Genomic DNA, 15,154 nt, shown 5'->3' with positions numbered 1-15,154 from the left:
ACCTTCTTCTTCTTGCCTCAGTGGGTGCCAGCTTGGGCCCTCCCGAAGCCCGCGGCCTTTCGCCGGCCAGGCTTGTTCGTCGTCAGCCCATGCGGAAACACCGCGCGCAGGATGGTGCCGGAGAGCTGTATTGCCGGATCGGAGTGGATATCCAATGACCCTCCGATCTGTTCGAGACGTGCCCTCATCGCGGGAATTCCGACGCCGATGGATATGGTTTTCGCGCCTTGCTTCGCGTAGTCGGCGCGCATCCCCCGCCCATTGTCAGTGACCGTCAGTCGAAAATGACGGCCGATCGCATCGATAACGATGCTCACTTCCGTCGCTTGCGCATGGCGGAATATGTTCGTGAGGGCTTCCTGGACGATCCGCAGCAAGGCGCGTTGCTTTTCGTAAGGTAGCCTATCGACGTCAGGCACGATCCTGGTCGTGACCCGCAACGAGGTGCGCGCCGCAAATCCATCGGCATAGTGCTCGATCGCGGCCTTGAGTCTGTCGATCGTCAGATTCTGGGGGTGTAGCAGATAGGAAAAGGCACGGATTTCCCTGAGTGCCTCGTCGATAGACGCGTCGATCTCATCGCAAAGCCGTTCGGCACCGACCGGGTCGCTGATGTTACGCCGGAGCCGCATGAGACCGAGACTCGCGGCAATCAAATGCTGACATGTCGAATCATGGAGATCGGAAGCAATCCGCTGTTGGATATCCTCCTGAATGGACGCCAAATTGGCCCCGACGTGCACATCATCGACTCCTTCGGTCGCGGCTTCGAATGCACCATGACGCATGGTACGATGGCTGCCCATCAGCCGGATCGCGCCAGTTGTTACGGGATCCACAACGGGAACGATGGTCGTCTCCATATTTTGCCGCCGGATGCCAAATGCGAGACGATGGCGAATCCTCACTTCCGTTCCTTCCGCAACACAGGCGCGGAGGGCCTCATAGATGGATCTCGCGTCATCCCTGCTCATGCAACTGGAGACGTCCATCTCCCGGATGTCATCGGATGAGATGCCGAGATGCGACTCGAAGGCCGGATTGATCCCCTCATAGACGAAGCGTCCGCCAGGCGAAGGGCGCACTACGAAGAGAAAGTCGGCCGAGCACATCCAGTACAGCCGGTCGCTGGCTTCTTCGAAACCGAGCCGGAACGACCCTGTGCCGCCGGTTCGAATTGGCTCGGGAGCGGGAAAGCTATGAGGCTTCACGGTACGCGCTCACTCTGCTGCGGCAACGCCCGACATTGAAGCTCGATATCGAGAGTCGCCGTCCTGCCCCGCAGGCGAGGCATCACCCTGGATCAGAGTAGAGACGCCCGTGGGGTCCGCAGATTATACACCGTTAGGTTGATCGCGCCATAAGTAGTCGTAGCGCGAGATTGGAATCTCGAATTCGTGAGGGGAGACCTGAAGGGACCAAATGCGGTTCGTGCCAGACCATTCGGCACTGGACTCAAAAGAGATGCAACAAATGCTAAAGTGCCACCTACAACCTTTACGAGCGACAAAATCATACAACAGCTTTATCGACACGTAAGCAACGCGCTCCGAGAATCATGCATATCGTTCTCGGATCGAGATCGGTCGACATGTACCACCAGGCGCTAACGGCTTCCCGTTCCGCTCGCGCTGGACTTCTTCTTCTTTCCTGCCTTCGCGCTCGGAGAGGGCTGTTGAGGCGGCGCGATCACCAGCGGATGAGACGGCACCTGGAGGCGGTTAATGCCGACGTCGTCCCTGAGTGCATCGGTATCCAGGCGTTGGCTTCGGTCCACAGAATCGCGCGGGTCTGCGGCAGCGGCAGACGGCGCCGCTAGACCAACGGCGACTCCCATCAGCACCCACGCGCATTTCATCATCTTGCAGGCCCCTCAAAAAGCGAAGTCAAGTCGAGGACCGATCCTGAGGTCCCTGTAGCGCCGCACCGCAACATTCGATGCACGCGCCTCGTACACCACACTGGTCGTCAGCGACACGTTGCTGGTAAAATTGTACTTCACACCCAGGTCCGCCGAGTAGATCTGGTCCTGCCGCCCCCGGTTCAGCCCGTCGGTGAACCAGAAGGCTTCGAACAGCGGCGTGCTCACGATCGACCATTTCGGATCGAGCTTGACCTCGATGCCGAGCAACGCGTCGAAGCGCCAGCGGCGAGCTTCCGCGAGGTCGGAAAACCGGTAGGTCACAAGCAACAGCGGCGAGAGTGTCACATTATTCATGCGGAAGTCCCGCGCCACCGAGCCCATCACGTCATGCGAGGTGAAGGCAAGGTCCCGGTAGACACCGTCGAAATCATATCGGTTCTCGTAGATGGCGGAGAAGCGCCAGCCGTCCCAATTCTCCGTCAGGCGCGCTCCCACGCGTGCGACTGCAGCGTTGCCATCCTTCTCCCTCGCAAACGCCTCGTATTGGGCGCGAGCGTAGAGCCGGTAAGAAAGGTCATTTGTCAGATTCCCGTCCAGCCTGACGCTCACGTCAGGCTCGTAGTAGAAATCCGATTTGCGGTTGTCCCGGCTGAACAAGGCATTGTCGGTGAAAGTCGGTGCAACGGAGCCGACGACGCTCCATGACGGAGCGGAGTAATACGGCACAGGACTGCTTGCCTTCAGCTCGGTCAGATCAACATCCGCGGCCCACGCGGCGCTTGCTCCAAACAATCCAACGACCGGTAACAGAACGATAGATCCACGCATGGCATGCCCCGATGGCTTCTGCGTACACCAGGAATCGCCTCAGATTGGGTAGCGATTGTGGCGTGTTAATGATATGATTTTAAATCAGGGATTGAACCGACAGATTGCCATTTCGTAAAATGACGGGAGCTCCCGACGCTGCGGAACAGACGCCGGGGAACTTACTCTGCATCTGACCCGATCGGTTGCGTTGCCCCAAGAAAAGCGGAACGCGCGCTGGCCTCACGGCCAAGCCCACTCGATCCGCCTAGTAGTCCACCGCGTCCCTGGTAATCGGACAGGTCATGCAATGACCGCCTCCCCGGCCCCGCCCGAGCTCTGCACCGACGATGGTGATCACCTCGATCCCTTCCTTGCGTAGCAAGGTGTTGGTGTAGGTATTGCGGTCATAGGCAAACACCACGCCCGGGGACGCGCAAACCAGATTGGCGCCGCTGTCCCACTGCGTCCGCTCGCGCATATAGGCGTTGCCGCCGGTCTCGACCACGCGCAGCTTCTTCAGGCCAAGGGCCTCAGCCACCACATCCACGAACGGCTTTTCGTCCTTGCGCAGTTCGAGGCCGGCGGAATTGTCGGCCGGCCGGTAGGAAAAGGCCGCGATGTTGTTGACGATGTCGGGATAGAGCAGAACGCAATCCCGGTCGGCGAACGTGAAGACCGTATCCAGATGCATTGCGGCGCGGAGCTTCGGCATCGCAGCCACGATCACACGCTCGGCCGCCTTTTTCCTGAACAGGGCTGCGGCGACCTGGCTGATCGCCTGCCGCGAGGTGCGCTCGCTCAACCCGATCAGGACGTTGCCCTTGCCGATCGGCATCACGTCGCCGCCTTCCAGCGTCGCGAGACCGTGGTCCCGCGTCGGATCGCCCCACCAGACATTGACCTTGCCGGCGAAATCCGGATGGAACCTGTAGATGGCGGTGGCGAGGATCGGCTCTTCATGCCGCGCCGGCCAATAGAGCGAATTCAGCGTGACCCCGCCGTAGATCCAGCATGTCGTGTCCCGCGTATAAAGGGTGTTGGGGAGCGGCGGCAGCAGATACTCGGTCATGCCGGCGGCCTCGCGGACGAGCTTGAGCATCTCGCCGCCATGGGCGTCCGGGAAGTCATGGGTCGAAACGCCACCGATCAACGTTTCGGCCAGTTCGCGCGGCGTGAGGCTCTCGAGGTAGCCCCTGAGTTCGTCGACGAGACCGAGACCGACCTGATCGGGAACAACCTGGTTGTCGAGGATCCACTTCCTGGCCTCGGGGATCGCGACCGTCTCGGTCAGCAGGTTGTGCATCTCGACGACTTCGATCCCGCGATCGCGCATCTTCTGCACGAAATCGAAGTGATCGCGCTTGGCGTTTTCGACCCACAGGACGTCGTCAAATAGCAGCGTGTCGCAATTGGAGGGCGTGAGGCGCTGATGGGCGCGGCCGGGTGAGCAGACCATGACCTTGCGGAGCTGACCGACCTCCGAATGAACGCCAAAGGGAGTATTGGATTCCGATGCCTGCTTTGCCATGGGACTGCCCTTGAGGGTTGCCTTGCCTAGATCGTGATATAGCCGGTGGCCAATCCGTGAATCCCGACAGCAGCGCCGACGGCGGCCGCGATGAAGATGCCCCACTCGACGGCCGTGAAGACCCTCGCCTTCTGTTCCAGGCGCGCCCAGAAATAGAGCGCCGTGCCGGGCGCGTAGAGGATCAAGGACAGCAGCAGAAACTTCATTCCGGCCGAATAGATCAGGAACAGCGTGTAGATGACGGCGATGCCGGCAAAAATCGTGTCGCGCGTTCGCTCGCTGCTGCTCTTCTCATAGGTCTCGCCCCGCCTGACGAGCAGGAGCCCGTAGGCTGCGACGAGGAAGAACGGAATGAGTGACATCACGCTCGTCAGATTGAGCATCAACGCGAACGCATCCTGCGACCAATAGGTGCTGATGACGAAGAGCTGGACGATCACATTGGTGAGCCAGAGCGCCGCGGCGGGCACCTTGTTCGCATTTTCCTTGCCGAACAACGCCGGCATATCCCTGGTCCGACCGGCGGCGGAGAGCACCTCGGCACAGATCAGCGACCAGGCGAGATAGGCCCCCAACACCGAAACCAGAAGTCCAATGCTGACGAAGATCGCGCCCCAATGCCCGACCACCGCCTCCAGGACCGTCGCCATGGACGGTTGCCGCATGCCGGCGATCTCGGCGCGGAGCAGCACGGCATATGGCAGCATGGTGACGAGCACCATCAGGCTCGTGACGATCGCAAACCCGAGCAGGGTCGCAGCACCGACATGCGCGCGCTCCTTGGCGTAGCGTGAATAGACGCTGGCGCCCTCGATGCCGAGAAAGACAAACACCGTGACCAGCATGGTGGCGCGGATCTGCTCGAACAGGCCCTTGTCCGGCATGCCCACGCCGCCCCAGAAATTGCCGCGGAACATGTCGGCGTTGAACGAGACGATCAGGATCACGATGAAGACCAGGATCGGTACGATCTTGGCGACAGTGACGATGGTGTTGATCGCGGCCGCCTGCTGCACGCCGCGCAGGATCATGAAGTGGAACAGCCAAATTCCGATCGAGGCGACGATGATTGCGGTGACCGTGTTCCCATCCCCAAAGACCGGAAAGAAGGCGCCCAAGGTCGACTTGATGAGGACCCAATAGGATACGTTGCCGATGCAGCTGCCGATCCAGTATCCGAATGCCGACAAGAAGCCGGGATAGTCGCCAAATCCTTCCTTCGCATAGGCATAGACGCCGGCATCGAGCTCGGGCTTTCGCTCGGCCAGTGCCTGGAACACCCGCGCGAGGGTGTACATGCCGCCGCCGGCAATGCACCAGGCGAAGATCGCGCCGAAGGGACCAGTGGCGATGCCGAAAGTTCGCGGCAGCGAGAATATCCCCGAGCCGACCATCGAGCCGACCACCATCGCGGTCAATGCGAACAGGGAGAGCTTCTGGATTGACGGCGTCCCAGTCATGTGAAGACCTCGCGACACGCGGGTGCGCAACATCCCGGCCGAGCGACTTTGCCGGCGGTCGCACGATGCGCCTTGGGCGACACCTGGAATATCGGGTGATTACCTAGTCGAGCGTCGGGATTTCCCTCGCAGGAAACAGCCACTCACGACGACGGTGGCGCGGAGGCAATGGCCGGTCCCTTCTCCCCGAACCAGGTCACGTACAATGTCGGCAGCAAGACAAGCGTCAGCACGGTCGCGACCAGCAGGCCGCCCATGATTGCAACCGCCATCGGCCCCCAGAATACGGTTGGAGCAATCGGGATCATGCCGAGAACGGTCGACACCGCCGTCAGCATGATGGGACGGAAACGGGAGCTGCTGGCATCCACCGCCGCGTCCCATGGGCTCTTGCCGTGCGCGCGCTCCGCATCGATCTGGCTGATCAGGATCACCGCATTTTTGCAGATCATGCCGAGCAAGGCGAGAACGCCGAGAATGGTGACAAAGCCCATCGGCCTGCCGGACAGCAACAGCGCGGCCACGACGCCGATCATCCCGAGCGGAGCCACGCTGACGACCATGACCAGTCGCGAAAAGCTCTGCAGCTGGACCATCAGAACCGTGAACATGACGAACAGCATCATGGGAACCACGGCGAGCACGGACGCCTGCGATTTCCGGCTCTCTTCCACGGTCCCGCCGACGGCCACATTGTAGGACACGGGAAGCGTCTTCCTCAGCGTTTCGATCGCGGGCGACAGAGCATCCACCATCGTATCGGGCAGCGTTCCACCACCGATATCGGCACGCACCGTCAGGGTCGGGATGCGGTCGCGTCGCCAGATCAGCGGATGCTCCTGATGATATCCGAACGTCGCAAACTGGCTGAGCGACACCGTCTGTCCACCAGGTAGCGGCACCTGGAGCGTGCGCAGGTTGGACAGCGAAATGCGCTGTTCGTCGATTGCCCGGGCCACCACGTTGACCAGATAGATGTCGTCGCGGACCTGGGTGACGACTGCGCCAGATATCACGGTGTTCAATACGCTCGATATCGCCTGCGAGCTCAGGCCGAGACGGCGCGCTTCATCCTGATCGACGTAGATCCGCAGCTGGCGCTCCGGCTCCATCCAGTCGAAGTTGATGCCCTTGGCCCTGGGATCCGAGGCCAGGATCTGTCCAACCTTGAGTGCAATCGCACGCACCTGCTCGACGTCAGGTCCGCTGACGCGATATTGCAGCGGCCATCCGACAGGCGGGCCGAGGCCCAGAGGCGAAACCGACGAGACGGCCGCCGGAAACTCCTCCGCGAGACGACGTTCCAACCGCACCTGTAGGCGCTCGCGCGCCGCGACGTCCTTTGCCACGACAACCGCCTGCGTGAAGGAATCGTTCGGAAGCTCCACGCTCAGTGGGAGATAAAAGCGGATCGCACCGCGCCCCACATTGGTGCTCCAATGACGGACGTCCGGATCGGCGGCCAATGCTGCATCCAGGCGCCAGGCTGCCATCTCGCTCGCATGGATCGATGCGTTCTGCGGCAGGCTGAGGTCCACGAGCAATTCGGGCCGATCGGACGACGGAAAGAACTGCTGCGGGATCAACGGAAGCGCGAGAACGGACGCGACAAAGAGCGCCAGCGAGATCGCGATCGTCAGCCACTTGGCGCGCATCGCCAGCGTCAGAAAACTCCGATAGAAACGGAACATCGCGCCGGGCTCGGCAGCGCCCTTCCGCACCGGCGGGACAAGAATGACGACACCCAGCAAGGGCGTGAAGACCACGGCAACGAGCCACGACACCAGGAGTGCGATCGCGACCACCGCAAACAGCGAGAAGGTATATTCGCCGGCCGAGCTCGCGGCAAACCCGACCGGGATGAAGCCCGCGATCGTCACCAGCGTTCCCGCAAGCATGGCAAAGGCATGGCTGCGGTAGGCAAACGTCGCCGCGTCGACCTTGCTGTCGCCTTGCGCCAGCCGATTGAGCGTTGCGTCGGTGGTCGTCATCGCATCGTCGACCAGCAGTGCGAGCGCGATGATCAGCGCTCCCAGCGATATCCGCTGCATGTCGACGCGAGCGATCTCCATGATCGGAAACACGATGGCCAGCGTCAACGGGATGGCAAGCGCGATGATGAGGCCGGGACGGATTCCGAGGCTGATGAAACTCACCACCAGGATGATGGCGATCGCCTGAAGGAGCGAGGTCATGAATTCGCCGATCGCGCCTCCGACCACGAGTGCCTGATCGGCAACGAGGATCGGCTCGATTCCGATCGGGAGGTCGGCGGTGATCTCCGCCATCACCTTCTTGACGTTTCTGCCGAGCGCAAGAATGTCGCCGCCCTCGCGCATCGCGATGGCAAGCCCGATTGCAGGCTGGCCGTTGACCCGGAACATCGGTTGCGGCGGATCCACGTAGCCGCGCCGCACCTGCGCGATGTCGCTCAGGCGAATCGTGCGTCCTGCCGCGACGAAATTGACGCCGGCGATGTCCTGCTCCGACTGAAAACCGCCTGACACCCGCACGGAGATGCTTTCCTTGCCGGTCTGGATCACGCCCGCCGGGCGGACGATATTTTGCGATTGCAGCGCGGCGAGCAGAGCCGCCCGATCGACGCCCAGGGTCGCAAGTTCCTGCTTGGAGAATTCGACGAAGATCACCTCGTCCTGCGCACCCAGGAGCTCGATCTTCGACACGTCATGGACCTGAAGCAATCGGGAACGGATGTGCTCGACGTAATCTCGCAACTCCCGCTGCGTGAAGCCGTCGCTGGTGAAGCCGTAGACGATGCCGAACGTGTCGCCGAAGTCGTCATTGAAGCCCGGACCGACGACCCCGGCAGGCAAGGTGTGCCGCATGTCGCCGATGCTCTTTCTCACCTCATACCAGGTGTCTGAAACCTGCCTCGCGTTCGCACTTCCTTTCAGGTTGACGAAGATGGTGACGAGACCCGCCCGGGTGAAGCTGCGCAGGAAGTCCAAATGGGGCGTCTCCTGCAATTGGCGCTCGAGCCGCTCCGTCACCTGCTTCATCGTCTCTTCGGTCGTTGCCCCCGGCCAGGCCGCCTGAACGACCATGGTCTTGATGATGAAGGAGGGATCCTCGTTTCGGCCAAGCCGGAAATACGCCAGTCCCCCGGCGATCACGGCAACCATCATCACATAGACGACGAGCGAGCGATGCCTGAGGGCCCAGTCGGAGAGATTGAGCCCGGTCATGGCTCTGACCCGAGCACCCGCACCTTCTGGCCCGGGTGAAGCGCCTGCACGCCCGCGGTGACGACGATTTCTCCGGCGTCCAACCCCTGCGAAACGATGACCTGTGCCTGGTCGAAACGCAGGATGTCAACGTTGCGCGCCGATACGACGTTCGTCGATGGATCGACAACCCACACGGCCGGCTGTTGATTGATCCGCGTCAACGCGGTTGCCGGTATGTCGATCACCGGCCCGGAACTGGTTTCGACGCGGCCGTTGACGGTCGCGCCGAGCCGCATCGCCGCCGGCGGCTCCGTTAAGCCGACCTTGACCTCGAAGGTGCGGGTAACTGGATCGGCTTGTGCCGCGATCTGACGAATGCGGCCTCGCGCCGTAATCTTCGGATCATCCGTCAGGCTGACGGTGACCTGCACGTCGGCTGGGGCCGATCTGACCATCTGAGCAGGAACATCGAAGATGGCGTCGCGGCCGTCCTGTCTGGCGATCCGCGCGATCATTTGTCCGGCCTGAACGACCTCGCCGGCCGACGGCCCCGTCGCGGTGATCTTGCCCGGCGCGTCGGCTCGCAGTTCGGTGAAACTGACGAGATCGTGCGCAGAACTCAATTGCGCCTCCGCCGCCTCGACCTGCGATTGGGCGGTCTGTCGTGCTTGCGTCGCCGCCTCGAAACTGGCACGCGTGGTCCACCCTTGTGCCAACAGCGTCTCCTGGCGCTCGTAATGGTTGCGTGCCTGCGTCAACTGGCCCTGTGCAGCGGAAAGAGCAGCCTTCGCCTGCCGCAATGTGCTCAGCTCGTTCTGGGGCTCCAGTTGCGCCAGCAACTGCCCGGCCTCGACCCTGTCGCCGAGCCTGGCCTCGTTCGCAAGCAGACGCCCGGAGATCCGGAAAGCGACGCTGACTTCGTCCTCCGCCTCGATGCGCCCCGTGAAGGTCAGCGGCATCAGGCTCTCACGCTTCTCGATCGTCGTGGTCCGGACCGGACGCGGAGACGACTTCGTTGTTTCCACCTGACGATCACACGCAGCCAGGATCGACGCGGATGCAACTGCCATCAGCGTCAGTGCGATGGCTTGCCGAGGTGTCGTTCGGCGACCGCGCATAGCCAAGCTCCTCAAATTCCTGAGACGTTGCCGAGCAGGTCAGCCTTTCCCGAGGTTGCGATTTCGCGGCATCGCCCCTCGGTATTCTTGCCCAGGGGATCGGCCGCACACATCGGCAAATCTACTCGGTGCGGCCGGATGCAATCGCTGTTACGGCGCGGCGCAAAACGCAGGCAAAAACCTGACGAGGCGTGACAACCGTCCGACAGCGCTCTGGGGAATTCCCGACGCCTGATCAGGCAATCACCCAATATCGCCGGTCTCATCAAGAGCGCACTGTTCCAGGCTCAGACGAAGCGATCGAGCGCGGCGGCTTGACGAATGAGAGGGCCCTCGGGAAAACGGGACGCGCATACGGGCGTCGGAGTCGGGGCGTCCTGGCGAAGCGCGGCGTCCCGAGCGGCATGGTTTCTCTGCCTTTGGCTCGTGCTTGCCGGCGCCTCTCTCGATGACATTCCTGCCGCAACAATCGCCGTCGCGACGGCAACCTGGACGAGCCTGCGTTTGCTGGAGCCTGGCACGTCGCGGCGCTCACCTCGCGCGATCCTCCGACTGGCGCTTCTGTTCCTGTACCAGTCCATTGTGGCCGGAGTGGACGTCGCAAGGCGCGCACTCGATCCCGGCCTGCCGCTGCGCCCTGGATTCGTCGCGTATCCAACCCGCCTTCCGCGTGGCCTGCGTCGCAACGTGTTCGCTACACTCACCAGCCTGTTGCCAGGCACCGTGCCGGCCGGAGAGGAGGAGGCGCAACTCCTCTATCACTGCCTCGACGTCGATCAGCCCGTGATCGCCGAACTCGATCAGGAGGAGGCGGCCTTGGCTCGAGCGCTTTACAATGACTGAGTTCCTGACGGTCGCGGTCGGCTTCATTCTGGCCATGCTGGCGCTTGGACTGTTGTCGATCCTGCGTGGCCCTGGCGACGCTGATCGAGTCATGGCGACGCAACTGATCGGGACCGGAGGCATTGCGACACTGCTGCTGCTCGGAACCGCAGCGAGCATACCCGCAGCGATCGACGTGGCTTTGACCCTGGCGCTGCTCGCCACCTTCACCTCCATCGCGTTCGTCAAGAAGGGGCTTTCCCGCTTCGCGGCCGATGGAACCGCATCAACGGAGGACGAATGAGCCTCGCACGCGACGTGATGACGATTGCGGCAGTGTCGGCCGGCGCGTTCTTTTTTCTGGCCGGCACGGTCGGCCTGCTTCGCTTTCCCGATACCCTGACGCGCCTGCACGCGCTGACCAAGGCGGACAATCTCGGCCTCGGTCTGGTTGTGCTCGGACTGCTCCCGCAGGCAGCGAGTCTTCGCGACGGGCTGAAGCTGGTTGGTATCTGGCTGCTCGGCCTGCTCGCGGGCGCCACCGTCTCGCAACTGATTGCGCGCGCGGCGCGCCATGGCCAGTTGAACCGATGAGCATTGAGACGGTCATCGAAATCGTTCTTGCCGCGGTCGTGCTGACCCTCGGCGTCTGGACGATCGTCGTGCCCGAGACGTTTTCGGCCACGGTCGGGTTCGTCGCCTATGGACTGCTGGTGGCACTCATCTGGGTACGCCTCGATGCTGCCGACGTCGCACTGACTGAGGCCGCAATCGGCGGCGGGCTCGGTGGCGTCTTGCTGCTGGGTGCGGCGGCGCGGTTGCGGGATGCCGACATGATGGCAGACGCAAGGCCAGGCAAACTGCTGCGAGCCGGCGCCGCAGCGCTGTCCGTATTGACGGCTGCGGTGCTGGCCGGGGTGGTCCTGCTGCTACCCGATCCTGCGCCGACGCTTGCACCGGCTGCTGTTGCAAATGCCTGGGCGACGGGCCTGTCAAACCCCGTTACCAACGTGCTCATGGCGTTCCGCGCCATGGATACCATGCTCGAGAAGGTCGTGCTGTTGCTGGCCATCATCGGCGTTTGGTCGCTTGCGCCTGACAGCGCGTGGGGCGGCCGTCCCGGGCCGCGCCACCAGGCCGATCCACGTGGCGTTCTCGCCTTTCTTGCGCGGCTGCTGCCGCCGGTTGGCATCGTCATCGGGATCTATATCCTCTGGACCGGCTCCGACCATCCCGGTGGAGCTTTTCAGGGCGGCGCGATTCTCGCGTCGATGTGGCTGCTGGCCATCATGGCCGGATTGGCGGACACGCCGCTCGTGAGCCATCGATCGGTACGGTTCATCCTCGTTGCCGGGCCTGGTCTGTTCCTGCTCGTCGGCCTCGCCGGCCTTCTGTTTGGCGCCGCATTCCTGTCCTATCCGCCGGCGCTGGCCAAGCCGCTGATACTTGGCATCGAAATCGCAATGACCCTGACGATCGCAGCGACGCTCGGACTGCTGCTCGCCGGTGCGCCGGAACGGAGCACGGAGCCGTGAGCGGCGTGACGGTGTTCGGATTGTGCGCTGCTGCCGCCGTCGGACTCGGGCTCTACGGCCTGATCACGAACCCCCAGCCCCTCCGCAAGATCATCGCCTTCAATCTGCTCGGCAGCGGCGTATTCCTCCTGTTCGGCGTCGTTGGACGGCGCGGTGCGGCGGCAGGGATGGGCAACGATCCCGTGCCGCAAGCCTTGGTGATCACCGGCGTCGTCGTCGCGTTTTCCGCAACGGCTTTGGCAATTGCACTGTTGCTGCGGCTGTTCCAGACGAGCGCCTCTGTGGCGCGGAGCGGTCGCGCCTCGCCGGGCGATGACCCAGATCAGGTTGGTGGCTGATGCTGCCCCCTGCCCCTGCGCTGGACGCGGCAACAACCCCAAGCGGCTTCCTGCTGGTGCTGTCGATTGCCATACCCATCGCGGGTGTTCTGCTGGCCTTCGTCCTGGGCGACCGATACGTCAGGCTGGTCGCATTCGCGATGGTCCCGCTGGAGCTGGCGATCACCGTGACGATTGTGGCAGCAGTGCCGCACAGCACGGGCCCTCTCGTTTACCTGCTCGGCGCCTGGCCGCCGCCGCTGGGGGTGGCGCTGCGCGTGGACGGATTGGCGGCCGTGATGCTTGCGGCAACCGCAGTCGTGATCTCCGCAGTCGCCGTCTATGCCGGTGCTGAATTCTCCGTCACGACGACCAAGGCCCGCGCGCCATTCGTGTTCTGGATCCTGCTGCTGGCGGTCTGGGCCGCGCTGAACGCAATCTTTGTCGGTGGAGACCTCTTCACGCTTTATGTTGCCCTGGAATTGCTGACATTCGCCGCGGTGCCGCTGGTCTCGCTGGATGGCCGCCCGGAGACCCTGCGAGCGGCGATACGGTACCTGCTCTTCGCGTTGCTCGGCTCCGTGCTCTATTTGCTGGGCACGGCACTGCTCTATGGTCTCCATGCCACCCTGGATATCGTGCTGTTGTCGCATCGGATTGGAGCAGAGCCGGCCTCGCTCGTCGCGGCGGCATTGATGACATCAGGTCTTCTGGCCAAGACCGCGCTCTTTCCGTTGCATCTCTGGCTGCCGCCGGCCCACGCGGGCGCGCCAGCTGCCGGCAGTGCGATCCTGTCTGGCCTCGTCGTGAAGGGATCTTTCTTCATCATCGTGCGGCTCTGGTTCCAGGTGATGCCCGGGCTGCCCGGTTTCGCCGCCACGCAACTGCTCGCTGCGCTGGGAGCGGCGGCGATCGTGTTTGGAAGCGTTCTCGCCTTGCGCCAGGAGCGACTGAAGCTCCTGATCGCATATTCAACGCTGGCCCAGATCGGGTATCTCTTCCTGATGTTTCCGCTCGCGTTCAATGGCTCGGGCCACCTGGAGAGTGGCGGGGCCCTGGCGGGCGGCCTGCTACAGGCTGCCTCTCATGCCACCGCGAAGGCGGCGATGTTCATGGCCGCCGGATCGATCTACGCCGGGCTCGGTCACGATCGCATCACGGGGCTCGGCGGCATCGCGCGGGTCCTGCCCTTGAGCGTGCTCGCGTTCGCCTTCGCCGGCATCGCGCTGATCGGCGTGCAGCCGAGTGGCGCATCCCTGGCGAAGGACCTGTTGCTTCAGGCCGCGACCGAGAGGCAGCAATGGTGGTGGGCGGTCGTGCTCCAGGCCGGCGGGGTATTCACTGCCGCCTATGTTTTGTTGGTTCTGGCTCATGCGCTGGCCCCTCCGGACAAGCCCGTTGTATTGACGGGCCCGGCACCGCGCCTCGGGGACGTGGCGGCGCTCGTCCTGGCGCTCTGCTCGTTATTGCTCGGCCTCGTGCCTTGGGAACCGTATCTGCCGGTCCCGTACATTTCGCCGCCCGATCTCTCCGGTCTCGGAACGCTCTCCAAATCGCTGTTGCCTGTCCTGGGAGGCGTGGTGCTGGCAATCCTGCTCAGCCCCCGGCCGCACCCGTTTGCGTCTTCGGTGCGCTGGAAGGTCGCAATCGGCATGCTCAATCGATTCCGACGGGGCTGCTGCGCGTTCAGTAGCTATGTTGAAAGGGGCAACGGTGTTCTCTGCGAGTGGCCGGCGGCAAGCACCTGCCTTCTGATGCTGGCGCTGCTGTTCAGCGTGTTGATGCTAGTGGCCGCGTGAGGCGCGAGCTCATGCATCGGAACAGGTCAGACCCAGGTATTCCCTGTCGCCATGATCAGGAACAATCATCCCGACGCCTGAGGGTTTTCTCCGATGCCGCGCCGGTGAACCGACGGCTAATCTCTGACAGCGCGTCCCGCCAGCGTACCAGGCTTGGCCGGCGGAGTGCGATCCAGCGGGAGGTCTTCATGTCAGATTTAGTGGCGATCGTTTATCCATCCGAAGCAAAGGCTGAGGAAGTGCGCCAACGGCTGCTCAAGCTGCAGAAGGAATATCTGATCACGATCAGCGATGCCGTGATCGCCGTGAAGACGGATTCCGGCGGCATCAAACTCAATCAACTCGTCAATACGACGTCGATGGGGGCGGTGACCGGCGGTTTCTGGGGGCTTCTGATCGGCATGATCTTCCTCAATCCGATCCTCGGTGTCGCCGTCGGCGCGGCCTCCGGCGCGCTCGGCGGCGCCTTGTCCGATTTCGGCATCGATGACTCCTTCATGAAGGAGTTGTCAGCGTCACTCCACACCGGCAATGCCGCGCTGTTCGTCCTGATCAAGAATATGACTGCAGACAAAGTCCTGAAGGAGATCAAGGACGCCGGAGGGACCGTGCTGAAGACGTCCCTGGATGACACCAGGGAGCAGGCCCTGCGCGACGCGCTGGCAAGCGCCGCGGAGCGACCGGCGGCCTGAGGGCCGCCTTTCGTTCGGTCG

At 62.9% G+C, this 15,154-nt stretch carries 13 protein-coding genes; 7 read left to right on the top strand and 6 right to left on the bottom strand.

Annotated elements, in window-relative coordinates; genetic code table 11:
- Positions 1–17: 17 nt before the first annotated feature.
- The 6 genes from E4K65_RS03075 to E4K65_RS03050 form a co-directional block, all read right to left on the bottom strand.
- Positions 18–1,211, bottom strand: coding sequence for a sensor histidine kinase (locus tag E4K65_RS03075; protein ID WP_135172852.1), 1,194 nt, complete (start codon positions 1,209–1,211; stop codon positions 18–20).
- Positions 1,212–1,873: 662 nt separating this feature from the next.
- On the bottom strand, positions 1,874–2,692 hold the full coding sequence (locus E4K65_RS03070; RefSeq protein WP_135172851.1) for an outer membrane beta-barrel protein: 819 nt from the start codon (positions 2,690–2,692) through the stop codon (positions 1,874–1,876).
- Positions 2,693–2,939: 247 nt separating this feature from the next.
- The gene (gene arcA / locus E4K65_RS03065; protein ID WP_135172850.1) at positions 2,940–4,202 is read right to left on the bottom strand and encodes an arginine deiminase; all 1,263 of its coding nucleotides are present in this window, start codon (positions 4,200–4,202) and stop codon (positions 2,940–2,942) included.
- Between the two features lie 26 nt (positions 4,203–4,228).
- Positions 4,229–5,662 carry a basic amino acid/polyamine antiporter gene (locus E4K65_RS03060; RefSeq protein WP_135172849.1) on the bottom strand — a complete coding sequence of 478 codons (1,434 nt, stop codon included), beginning with the start codon at positions 5,660–5,662 and terminating at the stop codon, positions 4,229–4,231.
- Between the two features lie 143 nt (positions 5,663–5,805).
- The gene (locus E4K65_RS03055; protein ID WP_135172848.1) at positions 5,806–8,868 is read right to left on the bottom strand and encodes an efflux RND transporter permease subunit; all 3,063 of its coding nucleotides are present in this window, start codon (positions 8,866–8,868) and stop codon (positions 5,806–5,808) included.
- Positions 8,865–9,968: an efflux RND transporter periplasmic adaptor subunit gene (locus E4K65_RS03050; protein ID WP_135172847.1), complete on the bottom strand. Its 1,104-nt coding sequence runs from the start codon at positions 9,966–9,968 to the stop codon at positions 8,865–8,867. Before E4K65_RS03050 ends, E4K65_RS03055 begins: the two co-directional genes overlap by 4 nt.
- A 321-nt stretch (positions 9,969–10,289) precedes the next feature.
- Between E4K65_RS03050 and E4K65_RS03045 the strand changes: the two genes are divergently transcribed.
- From E4K65_RS03045 to E4K65_RS03015, 7 genes are all read left to right on the top strand, one after another.
- Positions 10,290–10,811, top strand: coding sequence for a Na+/H+ antiporter subunit E (locus tag E4K65_RS03045; RefSeq protein WP_135172846.1), 522 nt, complete (start codon positions 10,290–10,292; stop codon positions 10,809–10,811).
- Positions 10,804–11,094 (top strand): MrpF/PhaF family protein, encoded by a 291-nt coding sequence (locus tag E4K65_RS03040; RefSeq protein ID WP_027548836.1) that lies wholly within the window; start codon positions 10,804–10,806, stop codon positions 11,092–11,094. Before E4K65_RS03045 ends, E4K65_RS03040 begins: the two co-directional genes overlap by 8 nt.
- A complete protein-coding gene (locus E4K65_RS03035) occupies positions 11,091–11,384 on the top strand; it encodes a monovalent cation/H(+) antiporter subunit G (RefSeq protein ID WP_135172845.1) in 294 nt (97 codons plus the stop codon). Before E4K65_RS03040 ends, E4K65_RS03035 begins: the two co-directional genes overlap by 4 nt.
- A complete protein-coding gene (locus E4K65_RS03030; RefSeq protein WP_135172844.1) occupies positions 11,381–12,325 on the top strand; it encodes an MnhB domain-containing protein in 945 nt (314 codons plus the stop codon). Before E4K65_RS03035 ends, E4K65_RS03030 begins: the two co-directional genes overlap by 4 nt.
- Positions 12,322–12,663, top strand: a complete 342-nt coding sequence (locus E4K65_RS03025) for an NADH-quinone oxidoreductase subunit K (RefSeq protein WP_135172843.1) — start codon at positions 12,322–12,324, stop codon at positions 12,661–12,663. The genes E4K65_RS03030 and E4K65_RS03025 overlap by 4 nt, the downstream gene beginning before the upstream one ends.
- A complete protein-coding gene (locus E4K65_RS03020) occupies positions 12,663–14,441 on the top strand; it encodes a complex I subunit 5 family protein (RefSeq protein ID WP_135172842.1) in 1,779 nt (592 codons plus the stop codon). Before E4K65_RS03025 ends, E4K65_RS03020 begins: the two co-directional genes overlap by 1 nt.
- A 188-nt stretch (positions 14,442–14,629) precedes the next feature.
- Positions 14,630–15,133 carry a DUF1269 domain-containing protein gene (locus E4K65_RS03015; protein WP_027548841.1) on the top strand — a complete coding sequence of 168 codons (504 nt, stop codon included), beginning with the start codon at positions 14,630–14,632 and terminating at the stop codon, positions 15,131–15,133.
- Positions 15,134–15,154 lie beyond the last annotated feature (21 nt).

It is taken from the genome of Bradyrhizobium niftali, assembly GCF_004571025.1.
GTDB lineage: Bacteria > Pseudomonadota > Alphaproteobacteria > Rhizobiales > Xanthobacteraceae > Bradyrhizobium > Bradyrhizobium niftali.
The sequence above is the reverse complement of the archived record's forward strand: the minus strand, read 5'-3'. Positions and strand labels throughout refer to the sequence as shown.

What these genes read in the sequence shown, in the direction of transcription:
- E4K65_RS03015 (WP_027548841.1), top strand. Translation starts at nt 14,630, where the DNA reads ATGTCAGATTTAGTGGCGATCGTTTATCCATCCGAAGCAAAGGCTGAG.
- E4K65_RS03050 (WP_135172847.1), bottom strand. Translation starts at nt 9,968, where the DNA reads ATGCGCGGTCGCCGAACGACACCTCGGCAAGCCATCGCACTGACGCTG.
- E4K65_RS03070 (WP_135172851.1), bottom strand. Translation starts at nt 2,692, where the DNA reads ATGCGTGGATCTATCGTTCTGTTACCGGTCGTTGGATTGTTTGGAGCA.
- arcA (WP_135172850.1), bottom strand. Translation starts at nt 4,202, where the DNA reads ATGGCAAAGCAGGCATCGGAATCCAATACTCCCTTTGGCGTTCATTCG.
- E4K65_RS03055 (WP_135172848.1), bottom strand. Translation starts at nt 8,868, where the DNA reads ATGACCGGGCTCAATCTCTCCGACTGGGCCCTCAGGCATCGCTCGCTC.
- E4K65_RS03020 (WP_135172842.1), top strand. Translation starts at nt 12,663, where the DNA reads ATGCTGCCCCCTGCCCCTGCGCTGGACGCGGCAACAACCCCAAGCGGC.
- E4K65_RS03060 (WP_135172849.1), bottom strand. Translation starts at nt 5,662, where the DNA reads ATGACTGGGACGCCGTCAATCCAGAAGCTCTCCCTGTTCGCATTGACC.
- E4K65_RS03040 (WP_027548836.1), top strand. Translation starts at nt 10,804, where the DNA reads ATGACTGAGTTCCTGACGGTCGCGGTCGGCTTCATTCTGGCCATGCTG.
- E4K65_RS03030 (WP_135172844.1), top strand. Translation starts at nt 11,381, where the DNA reads ATGAGCATTGAGACGGTCATCGAAATCGTTCTTGCCGCGGTCGTGCTG.
- E4K65_RS03045 (WP_135172846.1), top strand. Translation starts at nt 10,290, where the DNA reads ATGAGAGGGCCCTCGGGAAAACGGGACGCGCATACGGGCGTCGGAGTC.
- E4K65_RS03035 (WP_135172845.1), top strand. Translation starts at nt 11,091, where the DNA reads ATGAGCCTCGCACGCGACGTGATGACGATTGCGGCAGTGTCGGCCGGC.